20 protein-coding genes are annotated in these 16,194 nt (G+C 69.0%); 15 read left to right on the top strand and 5 right to left on the bottom strand.

The window, feature by feature from the left end; translation table 11 throughout:
* Nucleotides 1–21 precede the first annotated feature (21 nt).
* Genes ACY34M_RS39025 through ACY34M_RS39015 form a run of 3 tightly spaced genes read left to right on the top strand, consistent with a single transcriptional unit; the run spans nt 22 to nt 1,668 of the window.
* The gene (locus ACY34M_RS39025; RefSeq protein WP_462723113.1) at nt 22–375 is read left to right on the top strand and encodes a hypothetical protein; all 354 of its coding nucleotides are present in this window, start codon (nt 22–24) and stop codon (nt 373–375) included.
* Between the two features lie 14 nt (nt 376–389).
* Nucleotides 390–1,034 (top strand): hypothetical protein, encoded by a 645-nt coding sequence (locus ACY34M_RS39020; protein ID WP_462723114.1) that lies wholly within the window; start codon nt 390–392, stop codon nt 1,032–1,034.
* Between the two features lies 1 nt (nt 1,035).
* Nucleotides 1,036–1,668, top strand: coding sequence for a hypothetical protein (locus tag ACY34M_RS39015; RefSeq protein ID WP_462723115.1), 633 nt, complete (start codon nt 1,036–1,038; stop codon nt 1,666–1,668).
* A gap of 108 nt (nt 1,669–1,776) precedes the next feature.
* Here the strand turns inward: ACY34M_RS39015 and ACY34M_RS39010 are convergent, their stop codons facing one another.
* Entirely contained in the window at nt 1,777–2,778 is a 1,002-nt protein-coding gene (locus tag ACY34M_RS39010) for a hypothetical protein (RefSeq protein ID WP_462723116.1), read from the bottom strand.
* Nucleotides 2,779–3,132: 354 nt separating this feature from the next.
* Between ACY34M_RS39010 and ACY34M_RS39005 the strand changes: the two genes are divergently transcribed.
* The 7 genes from ACY34M_RS39005 to ACY34M_RS38975 all read left to right on the top strand — a co-directional run bounded on the left by ACY34M_RS39005 (nt 3,133) and on the right by ACY34M_RS38975 (nt 8,824).
* Entirely contained in the window at nt 3,133–3,486 is a 354-nt protein-coding gene (locus ACY34M_RS39005; protein ID WP_462723117.1) for a WXG100 family type VII secretion target, read from the top strand.
* Between the two features lie 96 nt (nt 3,487–3,582).
* Nucleotides 3,583–4,833: a WXG100-like domain-containing protein gene (locus tag ACY34M_RS39000; protein WP_462723118.1), complete on the top strand. Its 1,251-nt coding sequence runs from the start codon at nt 3,583–3,585 to the stop codon at nt 4,831–4,833.
* 235 nt (nt 4,834–5,068) lie between these two features.
* Nucleotides 5,069–5,395 (top strand): WXG100 family type VII secretion target, encoded by a 327-nt coding sequence (locus ACY34M_RS38995; protein ID WP_425828833.1) that lies wholly within the window; start codon nt 5,069–5,071, stop codon nt 5,393–5,395.
* A gap of 107 nt (nt 5,396–5,502) precedes the next feature.
* Complete coding sequence (locus ACY34M_RS38990) at nt 5,503–5,793, top strand: WXG100 family type VII secretion target (protein ID WP_462723119.1); 291 nt, start codon at nt 5,503–5,505, stop codon at nt 5,791–5,793.
* A gap of 287 nt (nt 5,794–6,080) precedes the next feature.
* Entirely contained in the window at nt 6,081–7,817 is a 1,737-nt protein-coding gene (locus ACY34M_RS38985; protein ID WP_462724136.1) for an alpha/beta hydrolase, read from the top strand.
* Nucleotides 7,818–7,878: 61 nt separating this feature from the next.
* Nucleotides 7,879–8,349, top strand: coding sequence for a hypothetical protein (locus ACY34M_RS38980; protein WP_462723121.1), 471 nt, complete (start codon nt 7,879–7,881; stop codon nt 8,347–8,349).
* Nucleotides 8,350–8,377: 28 nt separating this feature from the next.
* Nucleotides 8,378–8,824, top strand: coding sequence for a type VII secretion target (locus ACY34M_RS38975; protein ID WP_462723122.1), 447 nt, complete (start codon nt 8,378–8,380; stop codon nt 8,822–8,824).
* A 318-nt stretch (nt 8,825–9,142) separates the two neighbouring features.
* Here ACY34M_RS38975 and ACY34M_RS38970 read toward each other — a convergent pair whose 3' ends face one another.
* Both ACY34M_RS38970 and ACY34M_RS38965 read right to left on the bottom strand, forming a co-directional pair.
* Nucleotides 9,143–10,207, bottom strand: coding sequence for a hypothetical protein (locus ACY34M_RS38970; protein WP_462723123.1), 1,065 nt, complete (start codon nt 10,205–10,207; stop codon nt 9,143–9,145).
* A 432-nt stretch (nt 10,208–10,639) separates the two neighbouring features.
* Nucleotides 10,640–10,996 (bottom strand): hypothetical protein, encoded by a 357-nt coding sequence (locus ACY34M_RS38965; protein ID WP_462723124.1) that lies wholly within the window; start codon nt 10,994–10,996, stop codon nt 10,640–10,642.
* Nucleotides 10,997–11,312: 316 nt separating this feature from the next.
* Here ACY34M_RS38965 and ACY34M_RS38960 point away from each other — a divergent pair, with 316 nt between their 5' ends.
* The 5 genes from ACY34M_RS38960 to ACY34M_RS38940 are packed head-to-tail and all read left to right on the top strand — an operon-like array spanning nt 11,313 to nt 14,365.
* Nucleotides 11,313–11,636 (top strand): type VII secretion target, encoded by a 324-nt coding sequence (locus ACY34M_RS38960; RefSeq protein ID WP_462723125.1) that lies wholly within the window; start codon nt 11,313–11,315, stop codon nt 11,634–11,636.
* Nucleotides 11,637–11,638: 2 nt separating this feature from the next.
* Complete coding sequence (locus ACY34M_RS38955) at nt 11,639–12,889, top strand: amidase domain-containing protein (RefSeq protein WP_462723126.1); 1,251 nt, start codon at nt 11,639–11,641, stop codon at nt 12,887–12,889.
* Nucleotides 12,889–13,326: a hypothetical protein gene (locus ACY34M_RS38950; protein ID WP_462723127.1), complete on the top strand. Its 438-nt coding sequence runs from the start codon at nt 12,889–12,891 to the stop codon at nt 13,324–13,326. The genes ACY34M_RS38955 and ACY34M_RS38950 overlap by 1 nt, the downstream gene beginning before the upstream one ends.
* Nucleotides 13,327–13,342: 16 nt before the next feature.
* The gene (locus ACY34M_RS38945; protein ID WP_462723128.1) at nt 13,343–14,152 is read left to right on the top strand and encodes a hypothetical protein; all 810 of its coding nucleotides are present in this window, start codon (nt 13,343–13,345) and stop codon (nt 14,150–14,152) included.
* A 60-nt stretch (nt 14,153–14,212) separates the two neighbouring features.
* Nucleotides 14,213–14,365, top strand: a complete 153-nt coding sequence (locus ACY34M_RS38940) for a hypothetical protein (RefSeq protein WP_462723129.1) — start codon at nt 14,213–14,215, stop codon at nt 14,363–14,365.
* 55 nt (nt 14,366–14,420) lie between these two features.
* Here ACY34M_RS38940 and ACY34M_RS38935 read toward each other — a convergent pair whose 3' ends face one another.
* Both ACY34M_RS38935 and ACY34M_RS38930 read right to left on the bottom strand, forming a co-directional pair.
* Nucleotides 14,421–15,623 carry a hypothetical protein gene (locus ACY34M_RS38935; RefSeq protein ID WP_462723130.1) on the bottom strand — a complete coding sequence of 401 codons (1,203 nt, stop codon included), beginning with the start codon at nt 15,621–15,623 and terminating at the stop codon, nt 14,421–14,423.
* A gap of 4 nt (nt 15,624–15,627) precedes the next feature.
* The gene (locus tag ACY34M_RS38930) at nt 15,628–16,182 is read right to left on the bottom strand and encodes a hypothetical protein (protein ID WP_462723131.1); all 555 of its coding nucleotides are present in this window, start codon (nt 16,180–16,182) and stop codon (nt 15,628–15,630) included.
* Nucleotides 16,183–16,194 lie beyond the last annotated feature (12 nt).

Raw genomic sequence — 16,194 nt, 5'->3', positions numbered from 1 at the left:
ATAGCTAGGGGGCACCACGCCATGAGTAGTGGTGACAAGGGGTACGCGGCGCAGGGCGAGCGTGAGTACCCGATCGAGGACAGGAACCTCACCGAGGAGCAGAACGAGCATCTGACGGAGTCGTTGCGCAAGGTGCGGGACATGAAGAACGCGCCGCCTGCGTTGCAGGATCTTGCGCGTCAACTCCTGGGTGGGCGTATGGAGTTGAAGGACGTGCTTGATTCCTCGTCCGGGCACCGTGCCCTGGGTGAGGGGCTTGCGCCGCTGCGGGAGCAGTGGCGGAACATGTCTCCGCAGGAGCGGCAGCGGGTGCGGGACTACGACCCGGACGAGGACCCGAAGAACGCCGGGCCCCGTGACACCAGGATTCGTTGAGAGCGGGCGCTGACGTGACATCCACGGGGGCCGCCGAGCAGTACGTGGCTCGGCGCAATTACATCTTCCGGCGCATGTTCGGCTGGATCGCCGGCATCGGCATCGTGGTCATCGGCTGTGCCACGGCGTGGACGGGCATCGGGTACCTCGACGGCCATGTGTCGGTCTCGGCGCGGCCGGGGGCGCTGGTGGTGCAGTCGTGCGAGCCCGCTGGGTCGGGCTACTCCTGCACCGGCACGTTCGAGGACGACGCGAGCGGTGAGAAGAGCCGGGGCGCCACCATGCAGTGGGAGCGCGACGCCATTCAGAGCGCCGCGATCCCCGCGTTCAAGACGGACGACGGCTACACGGACACGGCCGACGGCGAACTCACCACGGCCAAGCTCTCCAGGGCGCTGTTCTGGCTCGGCATCACGGACCTGCTGTGGGTCGTCGGTGCCTTCCTCCTGCTGACCGGCTACCAGCCGCGCCCACCCCTCCACGTCAGCGCCTTCTTCGGTGTCTGGCGCGAACGCGAACGTCGCTTCGGACGAGTCACCCTCGAGGAGGGATGGCACGTCGTACGGCACGAGCGCGGCCCGGCGCTGCCGATCCTCGTCGTCTTCGCGGTGCTGTGCCCGGTGCTGTTCGCCGGGAGCTGGTTGGCGGGCGGTGCGTGACGTGAGTCTTCAGAGCGACCAGCTGCGGGGCCGTGCCGAGACGCGCAGTACCTACGTATGGCAGCACCTCGGTGGTTGGCTGTCCGGAACCTTCATCGTCCTGTTGGGCCTCTTTTTCGGGCTCGGCGGGGCCGGAGCCCTCAATGGACATGTGACCGTCACCGCGCACCCCGGCACGTTCCGCACCGAGTCGTGCGCATTCGCCGGCGACCACACCGAGTGCAAGGGCACGTTCGAGGACCACGTCACCGGGCAGACCGCGACCGGGGTCAGTGCCAAGATGCTCTGGCATGACGAAGAGGGCGAGCGGGTTCCCGCATTCAAGGTCCCTGGCGGGTACTCCGACGAAGCCGGCGGCGAGCTGGTCCCGAGCGACCTCTCCCGCGCGCTGTTCCTGATGGGGGGCGGGGCCTTCACCCTGGCCGTTGGCCTGTTCTGCGTCCTCACCGGCTACTCGCCGCGTCCCACTTCTCAGAACCAGCGCTCGGTCCCGTGGTACGGACGCATCAGCATCGGGCAGGCGTGGCGAGGTCTGGGGCGCTGGGGGCCAGTGCGTCCGATCCTCTGCGGGTTGGCCGGTCTTGGTGTGCTCGTCGCGGCCGGGGCCCCGGTCGTGTCGCTCGTGTATCGCTGACGGCGACACATCGACGCGAGTCGACTACGCGGCTCGGTCCCGTGCCCACACGATGAGGGGTACGGGACCGAGTTGCGTGACGAGCAACGGCGACAGGTGCGGTAACCGCTACAGCACCAGCCCCAGCAGCAGCGAGACCACCGCGCCCAGCGCGCCGAGCGCCGCCAGGCCGAGGGGGACGAGCCGGGTCGCCCGGCCCGCCGTCGACCGCCATGCGACACCGAACGACACCCTGCTGCGCCTGCCCGTGTAGCCGGTCAGCAGCATGAAGGAACCCAGGGCAGTCATGATCAGCATCGCGAAGGCGAAGGCGAACATCTGCCCGCCGTGCCAGGCGTCGGACTCGACGTACGAGAACCGGCGGTTCTCCGGCGACGCATCGGAGTCCGTCTGCGTCACGGAGAGCTTCGCGCCCACGGAGTGGTACGACGAGGGCTCGATGTAGGCGTCGGCGTCGTCGCTGTTGCCGTTGTCCGAGGCGAACTTCCCGTAGCACTTCACCTCTTCACGGGTGCGGTGCTTGCCGTGCGAGCGGTAGCTGACGGTCTGCGTCGCGCAGCGGGACACCTCGAAGTCGCCGTGCGTGCCGCGCAGCCCGGCGGAGTACATGGCCTGCCAGAAAAAGATGCCGCTCGCGATCAGCGAGACGAGGATGACGCCTACGCCGATCAGGCGCGCCATGAACGGCACCTGGTGCTTGGGCGGCGCGGACGAAGGGCCGGGCGGCGGAGGAGGCGGAGGCGGGTAGGCGCCGGGAGCGGGCGGCTGCTGCTGGTAGGGGCCGCCGGGCGCGGGCTGCTGCGGGGGCGGGTACTGACCGGGAGCCGGTTGCTGCTGGGGCTGGTACTGACCGGGCGGGGGTGGCGGCTGTTGTTGATACGGGCCGGGCGGGGGCGGCGGCTGTTGTTGGTACGGGCCGCCGGGCGCGGGCGGCTGCTGGTACGAGCCGGGGCCGGGCGGCTGTTGCGGGTACTGGCCCCCAGGCGGGGGCGGGTACTGGCCCGCAGGGGGATGGGGCGGGTACTGGCCCGGAGGGGGCGGCGGTGGGTACGAGCCCTGCGGAGGCGGCGGATAGCCACCCTGATTGGGCTGCGGTGGGTAGTGGGACATCTCGGTGCGCTTCCCCCTGTGCCGATGTGTCGAACGGATCGCCGTGCACCGCTCCGCGCATCACGGATACGGCTGAGATGTGGACGGTCGCGGAACGCTACCGCAGAGACATGGCAATAGTGCGAGGAGGACGTGAAGACCGGCGATTCGGTGCCGATGCCACGTCTCGAGATCACTAGGGTCACGAAGCCGGACGTCTGCGTCCGCGGGCGCGGGTCGTCGTGCGCGTCAACTGCACGCTGTCCAGCCCTACTTGCGCACCACCTGCGCGCATTGGCGCGCACACCGACATGCGCACCGACACGCGCACCGACATGCGTACGCATTGACACACGCACATTCATGGGGGAGCACATGGCAGGTTTCGGGTCCGGCAGTTTCGACGTCGATCCGGCGGTCCTCAAGGACCAGGGCGCCGCCTTCGGCGAGTTGGGCAAGTCCTTCCAGGCCGCCACCAAGGCACTCAAGTCTGCCCTGGAGAGCGCCGAGGGGGAGTGGGGCGAGGACATCATCGGGACCTTCAACGACATCTACGAGCCGGTGCGCGAAGGCATGTACACCTCGATGGAGCATCTCGCCGACGAACTCGGCAAGATCGGCGGCAACTTGAACGTCATGGCCACCCAGTACGAGGTGACCGAGGACGACCAGGCCCAGATCATGATCGGGCAGCAGTCGAGCCGCCCCGGCCTGGGCATGCAGTTCTGACCGCCGGACGAACCATCCGGGCGCGAACCACCATCACGCGAACCACCAACACGCGTACCGCGATCACACACACGCACCACGGGGGAGTGACACGGCATGGCATTGACCCTGCCCGACGAAGTCGCATGGGTCCTTGACCTGCTCGGCTACAGCTGGCCTGACGCCGACGAGGACAAGATTCACGAAGCGGCCGAGGCATGGCGACAGTTCGCCGCCGCGGTGCGGGACACCCAGAACGACGGCACCAGCGCCGCGGTCGCCGTACTCGGCTCCAACTCCGGTGACGCGTCACAGGGGTTCGAGGAGTCGTGGAAGAAGTTCTCCGGCGGCGGGGGCGGCTACCTCGACGACGCCGCGACGGCCGCCGAGATTCTCGCCTTCGCGCTCGACGCGGTCGCCGTCATCGTCGTCGCCAGCAAGATCGCGGTCATCGCGCAGCTCATCGCGCTGGCCTTCGAGATCGCGGCGGCGCAGGCCGCGGCGCCGGTGACGTTCGGTCTCTCGGAGATCGGCGCGGCCGGGGCCACGCAGGCGACCCGGCTCATCGTGCGCCGCATCCTCGACGAGCTGAAGCAGAAACTCATCCAGCAGGTCACCCAGGCCGTCGAGCAGCAGGCGGTCCAGTCGATCAAGGACATGGTCCTCGATGTGGTGAAGGAGGCGGCCGTCGAGGCGGGCAAGGCGGCCGGGCAGAACCTCGTTCAGCAGGGCGTGCAGAACCACTTCGGCGCGCAGGACGGCATGAAGTGGGGCGAGGCGGCCGTGGTCGGCGTGGGCACCTTCGCCTCGGAGACCGTCAACGGCGCCGCGGGTGTCGTCGGCGAGGCCGCCGGGCGGTACGGCCCGGCCGGCCGGATGCTCGGAGGGGCCGCGGGCGCGGGGCTCGGCGCGGTCGGCGAGGGCATCGGTGAGGGTGTCCACGCGACGGGCGAGGGTGTGGGCCAGGGGGCCGGGGCTGCGGCCCAGGGCATCATGGACAGCACCGCCGAGAGTCTGCCGAAGGCGGGTGACGCCGTCTCGGAGGCACTGAACCCGCAGTCGATGGTCTCGTCGCCGGGCGAGGCGGCCCAGGGAGTGTTCGACGGTGCCGTGGACAGCGCGAGCGGGGCGCTCGGAGACGCGGCGCAGAACGGTGTCTCGCGCCTCAGGGGAGAGCAGCCGGCTCCCGAGGAGGCGGGCGGCGATCCGGGCGGCGGGAGCAGTGGTACTGGAAACGCGGGCAGCGGGACCGGAGGCGCGAGCAGCGGGACCGGTGACACGGGCAGCGGGACCGGGAACGACGCTTCGCGATCGAGCGGTTCCGGGCGCAGTGCGGAGCATGACCGCGCCAGATCGGTCTTTGGGTGATGTAACGGACGTATGGGGGTCCTGTGTGAACAGCGCGCCCCTGTAATGAACCGTGACATTGTGTGGATCCTGTCACGGCACGGCCGGTCACCCGGGAACCGCCTTGGGTGACCGTGTCAGTTGTGGCTAAAGTACTGTCGCGGCACTATCGAGAAGTGCCACCCGTGCCCCAGCTTCCCACCGGAAGCCGAGCGGCGCGGGGACCGATGTCGAATTCTCATGGGGGCAAGTGGCCATGGCCGGTCAATTTAATGTCACGCACGAGGAGATGGTCGCGTTCAGCGGCCGTATCTCCCAGGTGAACGAGTCCATCCAGGGTGAGATCCAGCGACTGCAGACGGTGGTCGACTCGATCACCTCTGGCTGGAAGGGCCAGGCGGCCACTGCGTACAACAACCTGCAGAACCAGGTGAACGAGGACGCCACCGCCCTCAACCGGGTGCTCAACGAGATCAAGGAAGCGATCGACTCGACCGCCCAGAACTACCAGACGTCCGAGGACGAGCAGGCCTCGTCGATCTCGCACGTCGCCTCTGGCGCCGAGGCCTCTCCCTTCGGATGAGCCGCCCCGGCCGCTGATCCGGCTCCACGAGGAGCCATCGGCGTACAGCGCGTCACCGACGTAATCCTTCTTCACCTTTCCGTCCAACATCCCCCGGGGGAGACATCATGTCCGGTCAGGTTCTGGTCAATTTCCAGACCATTTCCCAGGCTTCGCAGGACGTCAAGTCCACGGCCAGCAACGTCCGCCAGCAGCTCGACGACCTCGAGTCCGGCGTCAAGCGCATCGCCGCCAGCTGGGAAGGCGCGGCCCAGGAGGGCTACCAGCAGAAGCAGGCCGAGTGGGACAAGCGTGCCGCGTCCCTCCACTCGACGCTCGAGTCGATCGCCCGCGCGCTCGACACGGCCGCCCAGAACTACCAGGCGACCGAGAGCCGCAACACCAGCGTCTGGTCGTAATGCGTAGTGCGTAACGCGTAGCGCGCAGCGATACGCAGCCGGGGTCGGCAGGTGCGAAAGCATCTTCCGGCCCCGTTGGCATGTGTGGGGTCCTCCAGCCCCTGCGCGCACGGCGGTTTTCGGCCACGAGGGCGGAGTGAAGCCCGCATTCCGTATTTGACCCCGTTTTCCTGACCTACACTCGGCGCTCGCAGTGCTGGAGACGGTTATCCGGAGCGGGGGGCTTCGCGCCATGTCCAATTGGCTTGGTCGACGCAATGTGCACACTTGGTCGTTAAGTCGGGGGAATGCAGGAATATCAGTATCAGTGCCGGTATCAGTGCCGGTATCGGTGCCGGTATCGATATGGGTATCGGTCGAGGTCTGCCATGGCCTCTGACTTCGCACGATTACTGAGACAGGATTTCTCGGACACGGAGGCGTCCGCCAAGGCGTGGCGCGAACTCTCCAGCACCATCCATACGTTGATGTCCCGTCACCGGACGAAGGTCACCGGGCCATTGCACCACTCCTGGAAGGGCGACGACGCCGACAGCGCGCTCTTCTTCCTGGAAGACGTCGAGTCGCGGCTGGGAGTGGTGGAGACCGAGGCCATGGGCGTCGCGCGCGTCGTGGACACCACGCGGATCTGGATGCTGGGGGCCCAGACAGCGCTGCGCAATGCCGTGCGGCGTGCCGAAGCGGACCGCTTCGAGGTCGACGACGACGGCTGGGTGAGCGACCCGACGACCGCGGACCTGCCGCACAACGACCCCGACGCCCAACAGATCGTCGCCGATCGCAGCGCCCAGCTCGGCGAGTACCGCGCGCGCATCGACGAGGCTCTGGCAGACGCCCGCAAGGCAAGCGACGACGGAGCGAAGGCGCTCGGCCGGCTGACCGGTGACATCCTCACCGACCCGCTCAGCCACGACGCGGCCGCCGAATCCGCCGACGACATCGAACGTGCCATGAAGGACATCGGCGTCCAGGACCCGCAGATCCCCAAGAACGACCCCAAGGCGGCCGCCGAGTGGTGGAAAGCGCTCAGCCCGGAAGAACGGCAGGAGTACACCGCCCTCTACCCGCAGCAGATCGGCGCGACGGACGGACTGCCCACCGACGTACGCGACGACGCGAATCGCACCGCCCTCGCCCAGGAACTCAACGCCCTCCGAGAGGGAAATTACGAGGAGCAATTCCCGGGCGAGAGCGTCGAGACCGTCAACCAGCGCCTGAAGAACGCCGAGTTGCTGAGCACCCGGCTCGACGCGGCGGACAGCGCGCCGAAGGGCAAGGAGTTGTACCTCATCGACTACGACTCCAAGGACGACGGGCGAGCCGTCATCGCGATGGGCAACCCGGACACGGCCGCGCACACGGGGATTCTGGTGCCGGGGACGAATACCAGTGTGGAGGGGGTACCGGGGCAGCTCGAGCGGATCGACAAATTGCGGGAAGCGGCCTTGAACCGGTCCGACGGTGAGGACGTGGCCATGGTCACCTGGATCGGCTACGACGCACCCGAGGCCTCCAGCACCGACTTCGACAGCGTCGGGGGAACGGGGCGGGCCGCCGATGCCGCACCCGATCTCCGGCAGTTCGTCGCCGGCACGCACGCCTCCCATGACGGTTCACCCAGCCACACCACCGTCATGGGCCACAGCTACGGCTCCACTGTGGTCGGTGCCGCGGCTGCCGGAGGGGGCGGTCTGGGGGCCGACGACGTGGTGGTGGTCGGAAGTCCCGGCATGACGGTCCACGAGGCATCCGACCTTCAAATGGACCCGGAACACGTGTGGGTCGGCGGAGCCAAGGACGATCCCATCATCAATGAGTTCGCCGGCCTCACGCTTGGAGACGACCCCTTGAACGCGCCGTTCGGCGGGAACAACTTCGAAGTCGACACCAGCGGCCACAGCGGATATTGGGACGACAACAGCCGGTCTCTCGACAATCAGGGATCGATCATTGCCGGAAGGCGCCCGCGTGAAGTACCGAAGGAAGTCAATGACGATCCGGTCTCAGGCACATTCATCGGTTAGGAAACGCCTTTGGTGCAGGGTGGCCGCCCTGTGCGCCGTGTTGCTGATGACTGGAGCCTGCATGTCCCAGAACGACGACCGGAACGCCCCGCTGCCGCGCGTGGAGCGGGATGCGGCCTTGAAGTGGGCCAAGGACTTCACCGTCTACATGGCCGGAGCGTCCGGCGCGGAGATCGTCCCGGACACCGCGAAAACGAACTTCGAGGCATGCGTCGGAGCGCATGACGAGGTCGCGGACGACGGCCGGTACAGCCTCTTCTACTACGTGTACTCGTCGGCTCCGGCGACACGGCACACAGAAATGGTGCGGGCCCTGCGTGATTCGCTGCGCAAGCACGGATACAAGATCACGGACTACCGCGAATTCAAGAACGCCTACGACTCGGCTCTCCTGTGGGCGGAGAACGAGAAGAACAACTACCGGGTCATGGCCGAGACGGTGGGCTCGGGCAAGACGAAGCCGCAGCGCTTCTCCTTCTCCGTACGCACGCCCTGCCTGCTCCCGCCGGGCGTTAAACAGCAACAGTTCTGAGCGCCGAGACGAAGCCGAGGAGCCGAGCATGTCCAAGGAAACGCACGTAGACCCCGCCGAGCTTCGCGCCTCCGCAGGTGCCGCCGACGCGATCGCCGAGGACTTTGCGGGCCCCGCCGACAAGGCGGTCAAGGAGGCCGATACGGCGGGGAGTTCGCTCGTCGGCTGGTCGTTCGGGTCCACCCTGAGCGACGTGTCCAGTAGCTGGAAACCGGCCCTGGACGGCCTCCGCGCACGCATCAAGGCCGGAGCCACCAACCTCCGCTCGTCGGCCGAAGGACACGAGTGGAACGACCAGCGCACCAGCAAGGACTTCGAGAACCCCGGTACGGGGACGGGGTCCGCCACCACCCGCGCGGCAGCCGGCGAGCTGCCCGCCGTATTGCGCAGACCGGGCAGCGACGACCCCGCCTCGCACTACGGCGGCACGCCGATCAGCACCCGGCCCACCGCGGGGGAGAACCCCTTCGGCTGAGAGGCGTGCCGGACCAGCCGCTCCGGCTGCCCCAGCCACCGCAGGAGTCCGACCTCGAACGCCGGATCAAGGCACGGCTTCCGGGGGGGGGGGCGGCGATGCAGCGACTCCTGCAACCGAGCCCGGCCAAGCCCATCTCACGGACCGAGCGTGTGACCGGGGGCGTTGCAGACAAGCTGGAAAGCGCTGAGCGGGCGGGGGCGCGGATCGCGCCGGTGGCTTCGGTGCCGACGCACGCGGGGCCGTTCGCCGCGCAGGCGGGGGCGTGAGGTCAGGCAGTCGTCCCCCTGCACGCCCCCGTCGCAGATTCGAGCCGGGTCAGCGCTCCACGGCAACCCCCGGAGCGCTCGTCCTCGTCGCCTCCTTGGAGAGAAGCTGGCCGAGGAGCGGCGCGAGTACCACCACGAGGGCCGTCCAGACCCGCCAACCACCGTTCATCGGTACGAGCAACGCGCCCACGCAAGCCGCCGCGACCAGCATCCCGACCACCAGGCCCACCGGCACCGTGCGCGGCCAGAAGCCGCCGAGTTCCAGGAGCCGGGTACGGCGACCCGCGTCGACGGTGACCGGTCCGCGCGGCCCGGCGGCCACACGGGCCGCGACCGCGCCGGGGACCCGCCCAGGCAACTGCGAGCCGTCGTCTGCGACGAAGTCCGCGGCGACCTTGGCCTTCCCGTCGCCCCGCGGGTCCCACAGGAGCCAGCCCGCGGCGCCGGTGAGTACGGGAGCCGCGGCACTCAGCTTCGCCGCGACCGCCAAGGGAACGTCCTCGTCGGCATCGGTCCGCAACGTCAAGCAGGCGTAACGGCCGGCACTCTTTCCCTTCTCCTGAGTGCCGACGCCACCGCCGCCCGCTCCCTCGACATACTCCGCCTGCCCCGCCACAACCGCCCGCAGTGCGACCCAGTCACCACCCACACGCCGCCCACCACGCGGCCGCGACGCGACACCGGTCCCCACGGCCACCGCCAGCACGACGGCGACCGCCCACCCGACCGCGACGAAGGGAACGCTGCGGGACGACAAGGCCTGCCCGCTGAGCTGTCCTTCGACGGCCTGGACCGAGACGTCGCCGACCGCGCCGAGACCGAGCTGCCCCGGCGCGTAGGCGACCTCGTAGGTGTCGCCCACCTCTCGTACGCCCTTGCCGTTGTACGCGCGGAACGTCGCGGGAGTGGGCCTGCCGCCGTCCGCCGAGGGCAAGTTGACGGTGTAGTCGGCCATCGTCGAACTCCGCGAACTGCTCCCGGCCGCATCCACGTGAGCGACGGAGACGATCGGCAGCTCTTCGATGACATGGTCCACGTCCGCGATGGCGGCGGCGCTGTCGGAACGCTCCGGCTGAGCGAAACCGAGGCACGCGGCGAGCACCGCAGTGGTCACCACGGCGACCGCGACCGCAGTGACCCGGACCCAGACCCAACGCGTCCCGTGGACCGCCGCAGGGACCGCGACCGGCTGCGCACCCCGCTGCCCCTCACCCGGCTCCGAGCCGACGCCAGCGCCAGCCCGTACGCCTCCGCCCGCGACACCCGCCCACCAGAACGCGCCTGCGCCGCGACAACCACCACACACCCGACGAGGACGACCAGCCCCGCCCACGTCAGCGAGTTCCTGACAGCCCCGGCCCCCAGAAACAGCCAGCTACCCGTCATGACGACAAGCGCGCCGCCCCCACCGAGACAAACCCACCGCCCCCACCGAGACAAACCCACCGCCCGACACGAACCGCACCCGTACTCATCCGTACGCCCCCCAGTCACCACCTCAAGACCCCACGGCCTCAAGACCTCAAGGCCGCACGCTCTCACAACCTCACCCGAACATCGGCCCGTCCCCCAGCATGGCAACCCCCGCGCCCACACACATCGCCGCGAACGCCCACCGCGTCCGCCCGAAGCGTGCCAACACCACCCCGCACCCGCTCACGAACCCACCCACGAGGTACAGCACCGTCCACACCCCGGCCTCGCTGCCCTGGCCGAGGCGGATGCCCGTGAGGGCGATGGCTACGAAGGCGACCAGAGCCGAGACCCCCGCGGAGAATCGACGCGCCTGCCGTGCCGCGCGTCGGCGGTCCACCACGAGCCGCTCGCGTCCCTGGCCCCGGAATCGCGCCTTGAGCGCCTGAGGCGTCGTCAGCTCTTCGTCGAATTCCGAGCCATAAGTCATGGCTCGGAGCCTAGACGGCACCGATCTCCCCGGTGATGGACGCGACAGGTTCCCTACACTCCCTGCCCATGTCGACACCTCACGGCCACGCCCCTGCACCCACCGCCACCGCCACGGTCATACGCACTGGTCGGGGCAGTGCGGCGAAGGCGCTGCCGCTCGGCACCAGCCTCATGCCCCTCGTCCGCGACGCGGGCAGGCTCACTGATTTGTGCCCGTACACGGCCAGGCGCACAGACCCTGGGCCCGTACGATGATCGCCGGATTCGAACCGGTCGGCGACGACGGTTCACTACGGGGGAGCTGTCCAACGCTCATGGCAGACATCGACATCAACGCCGCACGCGTACGCGCCACGGCCCACGACACCGAGTCCCTGGCCCGCCAGACGGCGAACCGCCTCGGTCACTCGCTCGACACCAGCGACGACGTGCACACGTCCCACGAAGGCCACGGCTGGCAGAGCCCGGCGCAGCTCAAGGCCTGCGCGCTCAAGTGGGAGGAACACATGGTGTCCCTCGCCAAGCGGATGGGCGAGCTGAGCGAGAAGTTGCGGGATTCCGCGGCCAGTTACGACCGCGCGGACGCCGAGGCCGAGTCCCGCCTGCGCGCCGGCCTGAACGACCTCGGGAGGGCCTGACCATGGTCTCGTACGAGGGAGTGGCAGGCGCCCACCCGAAGACCTGGGCGACCGCCGCCGACGAGTGGCACGCGCTCGCCAAGCACGCCCTGAGTGCGGCGAAGGACCTGCGCGAGTACGGCGCCAAGCCGCTCGCCGACAACTGGACGGACGAGGTCGGCGCCAAGGCGGCCGCCGAGTTCGCGCAGCTCGCCGACCAACTCGAGTCCGCGTACGACATCCTCCTCGCGGTCAACATGGTCGCCGACGGCATGACGACGACCATCGAGACCGCGCAGAGCACCGTGCACGCCGCCATGGACCTCGCGGCGCGCCACGGCCTGGAGATCGCCGCCGACGGCACGATCACCGACCCCGGCGCGGACTCCGAGCAGCCGGAGCGGCACCGCGCCGAGGTCCAGGACCTCATCGACCAGGCCGTCGAACAGGTCACCACCGCAGACGAGTTGGCCGCCGCGGAGTTCGCCGAGCTCGCCGCCCAGACTGGTGTCATCGACCCCGAAATGGCGCTGGGCGACCTCCAGGAGCACGCCTCGCACGTCCAGATGCGGATGCTCGCCGCCGACATCCCGGTCGACGCGGACAAGGCGACCGTCCGCCGCTGGTGGAACGGCCTGACGCCCAAGCAGGGCAAGGACATGATGCTGGCCGAGCCGGTCGCCGTCGCCCACCTCGACGGCATTCCCGCCGACGTACGCGAGGAACTGCGCGGCACCGACGGCAAGTACGACCGCGTGAAGATGGTCGAGTACGCCCTCGCCAACTGGAACAAGTCCGACCCCACCGACTTCGGCAACAACTGCGCCAACTTCGTCTCCAACGCCCTGTCGCACGCCGGCATGAAGGAGAAGACCAGCTTCTGGGGCACGGCGGACGACGACACCTGGATGGTCGGCCACCGCACCGGCATCGACGCCATCGACAAACGCCTCGCCTACTCCGACACCTGGGCCGCGGCCGAGAACCAGCAGAACTTCATGCTCAAGCACGGCGGTTCGGAGGTCCCGCAGTCGGAGGCGAAGCCGGGCGACATCATCTACTACGAGCAGGCCGGCGAGGGTGACACCGCCGATCGGGGCAACACACACCACGCGGCGATCGTCACCGCGGTGATGCCGGACGGCGAGATCAAGTACACCCAGCACAACAACGAGTACCAGAACGTCAGCCTGGAAGGCCGCCTCCCCTCGACCGAGAAGAACGAGGGCGACCAGAACCTGCGCTTCGTACGCCCGTCCCCGGACTGGTACTGATGCCGCCGCGGCCCTCCGCGCGGCGCCCGCCCCTGCTCGTACCGCTTGTACTGCTCGTACCGCTCCTGGTCCTCGCCTCGGCGGCCCTGCTGGTGGCCCACTTCTCCTTCGAGGGAGACACGTACCAGCACTGCCACTACCTGGGCCCGTCGACCCGCATGTACGTGACGGCGTGGGCCGCTCCGTTGTGCGGAGTCTCGGCGCTGGTACTTCTGTTGGTCCTACGCGGCGGTTCGCGCGGGCGAGGAAGACGGCCGGGCACGACGTGGCAGGACCGGGCGGCCCTGGCGGCGGCCTGCCTCGTCCCCGTCCTGCTCCTGGCCCAACTCACCGCCCTGTACTGGGTATACGCACCGGACCCGGCGGGCGGCCAGGACTGTTCGGGGCTGACGGCGACGGCGACGGAACCGATGGAACGCGCACGACCTCAGGCATGACAAGGGCCAGGACCTCATGAACTCCGCCGAGAAGCTGATCTCGTACGCCCGTGAAGGGCACTTCCAGGAGGCACTGCCACAACTGCTGGACATCGCTCTTCGGCCCGGTGGTGCGCGTGGCCCCGTCTGGGAAGCGGCTGCCGCGGCGATCCAGATCCTGCAGTGGTCGGGCCGCCTTGGCGAAGCCGCGGATCTGGCCGAGTCGTTGATCCGGACGGACGGCCCGAGCGGTGGCGAGCTCTGCGACCAGGACATGCCGTTCGACGAGGCCCTGTTGGCCGCCACACCGGAGTCCTCGCCCGAGGAAATCGCGGAGCGCCTCGACGCGCTGGCGGAGGCAGTACCGACCGGACGGGTCATGCAGCGCCGGCTGTCCTGGCTCGCCCAACAGTTGACGCAGCGCCCTGTAGCGGAGCTCATGCCCGGCTTCGAGCCTTGGGGCGCACCGCTTCCGTCATCGGGGATTCAGCTCGACTCGCCACTCGTGGAGCGCTCCTACGAGACGCTCACCGCCGACGAGCAGCGCGTTGTGTGGCCGTCGCTCATGTCCGCCAATGACTTCTCGCGTGCACACGAGCTCGTCGTGCAGGGGCACACCCCTCACCAGTACGCCGAGTGCACCTGGATGGCAGGATGGTACGCAGTCCAGGGAGACATCGAGCGTGGCGAAGCCATGTTGCTGGCGGCGCACAGCGGATGGCATCCGTACATGAAGTGGGACGCCCTCCCGACGGATCCCGTCCTTCAGCCAACGCTCCGTCTGGTCGCCACTGACCGGGTGCGCGAGCACTATCTGACACGGCCCATCGGTCCGGAAGCGAAGTGATCTCCGATCAGAAGGCGAACGGCGCGCTCGACCCGGCCGAGCGCCTGATCCCCCCGCCGCTTGTTCGTCGCGGGTGGCGGCTACGACTTCGACAACTTCAAGGTCGAGGACGCGGTGACCGCGATGCGGATCCGCGGGCCCATCGCGCAGCAGGTGTTCGACCTTCCTGATGGGGCGACGCTCCGGCTGCCGAGCGCGGATCCCTTCGGGTGACTCTGCGGCCGCGGCCTTCCTGAGGGGTGGGTGTTCCGTGACAACCACCCACCGCTCAGGACAGCGCCAGGACGATCACCGCGGCCACTGCGCCGAGCGCACCCACGACAGCGATCGAGATCGCGAAGGGTGTGACCCAGTCACCGCTCGTCCGCCACCCCACCTTGGCGGCGACCTGCGCGACGACAGCGACCCCGAAGTCCTTGTCGCTGCCGTCCAGCGCCGCGGGACCAGCCTCCAATGCCCGCTTCACGGCCCCACCGCCGACCGTGCCGCGTGCCGACACACCACCGAGTCCGCGATCGGCGGTCAGCTGCCGCTGTACGGAGCTGATGGCGAAGGTCCGCTTCCCGGCGTCCGGTGTCACCTGCCACAGCCGCACCGATGAGCTGCCCTGCCACCGCGGATCCGCCAGATCCGGCACGATGTCGAACCGCGACTGCGCGGGCACGACGCGGTACGGCGCACCGGACTCGGCGAGCCGATGCTCCACGAGGGCGATGAACTGCTCGGTCGGCGACGCCTCGACGGTGCCGGAGGCGCCACCCTGCGTCGGCTGCTGCCCCGCCACCAACTCCGCGACTTCGGTCAGGAACGCCAGCGCAGGCTCGACGCGTCCGGGAGCCTGATCGCCCCGGTCCCAACTGATCACCTCGGTGCCCGTGAACCGCAGCGGATACTCCCTGGCCCGCGGATCCGCGAGCAGAAAGTCGGCGAGCGGCCCTCGCAGGACTCCGACGGCGGCCGAGTGCTGCAGGGTGCGTACGGTGAACTGCTCGTCGAAGGCTGGGTGTCCGACGCGTACGTCATCGCCTGATCCGAAGGCGCGCCGCAACGCCCCGGTGCGCTGCACCGAGAACTCGGCAACCGCTTGCGGGAGTTGCACGGCCCAGACTGCATAGGTGGCCGACTGCCGGTCGGAGTCGCCCGGCCGATCGACATCGCCGTCGGTCGAGGAACGGGTGACGAAGGTGGCCTCGAAGCTGGCGGCCTGACGGCCACGATAAGAACCGTGGCAGTAGTCCGAGACCGTCACCGACGTCCTACCGCTGCCGCCGGGGAACGGCTCGTCACCCAGGAACCGGTCGGCTTCACCGTTCACGGCATGCGCGACGTGCCGCCAGCCGAGCCGCCGGACGAACTCCCCGTACGCGTCCAACTCCCGCCCGCGCCGCCACTTCCGCCAGAGGGACGACACCCCGCTGATGACCAGCAAGACCACGGCAGCGACCAGGAACCGCTGCACTCCATCCGACATGACGTCACTCATTTCCTTGGGGCGGGTGGCCGGTCTGGCCGATTTCGGAGGTGTGGGCGGTGCTGACGGTGCGTAGGAAGCCCTGGAAGTCGGATAGAACCTCGTCCAGTTGGTCGGACCGGGCGGTCAGCGCGATCTCCAGCTCAGCGAAACGGCCGGGTCGGTGTACGTCCTCGACGACCAGCAGGACCTGACTCTGGGAGAGCTGCACGGGCCGGCCACCGACCCGGGCGTAGATCCGCAGATTCTGTACGACGCCGGTCGAGCCCGTGAGCCCCGGCGTGACACCGACACCCACGTCGGTGCGCTGGACCAGGGTGACTGGCCCCACGTTCTCCCTCAGCCGCCGCAGCGATTCCGCCGCGAGGCCGTGTGGATCGGCGGTGTCGCCTTCACGCGGTTGTCCCGACACGGTGATGTTCGGCGTGAAGCCCGAGCCCCGGGAGGCGACGTGAAGTGCGACGAACGCGGCCTGCGTGGCGCCGACCTCCTCGGGAGGCGCCGACTGCCACCCCGGCGGAACCTCGCAGGTCAGCGGTACCGGAAGGCTTCCCGGCATGGTGGATCAACT

The sequence above is a fragment of the Streptomyces sp. EDA2-14 genome (assembly GCF_054963755.1).
This window is presented reverse-complemented; position numbering and strand designations above follow the sequence as displayed.

What these genes read in the sequence shown, in the direction of transcription:
- ACY34M_RS38990 (WP_462723119.1), top strand. Translation starts at nt 5,503, where the DNA reads ATGTCCGGTCAGGTTCTGGTCAATTTCCAGACCATTTCCCAGGCTTCG.
- ACY34M_RS38985 (WP_462724136.1), top strand. Translation starts at nt 6,081, where the DNA reads ATGCAGGAATATCAGTATCAGTGCCGGTATCAGTGCCGGTATCGGTGC.
- ACY34M_RS38975 (WP_462723122.1), top strand. Translation starts at nt 8,378, where the DNA reads ATGTCCAAGGAAACGCACGTAGACCCCGCCGAGCTTCGCGCCTCCGCA.
- ACY34M_RS38965 (WP_462723124.1), bottom strand. Translation starts at nt 10,996, where the DNA reads ATGACTTATGGCTCGGAATTCGACGAAGAGCTGACGACGCCTCAGGCG.
- ACY34M_RS38945 (WP_462723128.1), top strand. Translation starts at nt 13,343, where the DNA reads ATGAACTCCGCCGAGAAGCTGATCTCGTACGCCCGTGAAGGGCACTTC.
- ACY34M_RS38995 (WP_425828833.1), top strand. Translation starts at nt 5,069, where the DNA reads ATGGCCGGTCAATTTAATGTCACGCACGAGGAGATGGTCGCGTTCAGC.
- ACY34M_RS39010 (WP_462723116.1), bottom strand. Translation starts at nt 2,778, where the DNA reads ATGTCCCACTACCCACCGCAGCCCAATCAGGGTGGCTATCCGCCGCCT.
- ACY34M_RS38950 (WP_462723127.1), top strand. Translation starts at nt 12,889, where the DNA reads ATGCCGCCGCGGCCCTCCGCGCGGCGCCCGCCCCTGCTCGTACCGCTT.
- ACY34M_RS38930 (WP_462723131.1), bottom strand. Translation starts at nt 16,182, where the DNA reads ATGCCGGGAAGCCTTCCGGTACCGCTGACCTGCGAGGTTCCGCCGGGG.
- ACY34M_RS39000 (WP_462723118.1), top strand. Translation starts at nt 3,583, where the DNA reads ATGGCATTGACCCTGCCCGACGAAGTCGCATGGGTCCTTGACCTGCTC.
- ACY34M_RS39005 (WP_462723117.1), top strand. Translation starts at nt 3,133, where the DNA reads ATGGCAGGTTTCGGGTCCGGCAGTTTCGACGTCGATCCGGCGGTCCTC.
- ACY34M_RS38960 (WP_462723125.1), top strand. Translation starts at nt 11,313, where the DNA reads ATGGCAGACATCGACATCAACGCCGCACGCGTACGCGCCACGGCCCAC.
- ACY34M_RS38935 (WP_462723130.1), bottom strand. Translation starts at nt 15,623, where the DNA reads ATGTCGGATGGAGTGCAGCGGTTCCTGGTCGCTGCCGTGGTCTTGCTG.
- ACY34M_RS38955 (WP_462723126.1), top strand. Translation starts at nt 11,639, where the DNA reads ATGGTCTCGTACGAGGGAGTGGCAGGCGCCCACCCGAAGACCTGGGCG.
- ACY34M_RS38980 (WP_462723121.1), top strand. Translation starts at nt 7,879, where the DNA reads ATGTCCCAGAACGACGACCGGAACGCCCCGCTGCCGCGCGTGGAGCGG.
- ACY34M_RS39025 (WP_462723113.1), top strand. Translation starts at nt 22, where the DNA reads ATGAGTAGTGGTGACAAGGGGTACGCGGCGCAGGGCGAGCGTGAGTAC.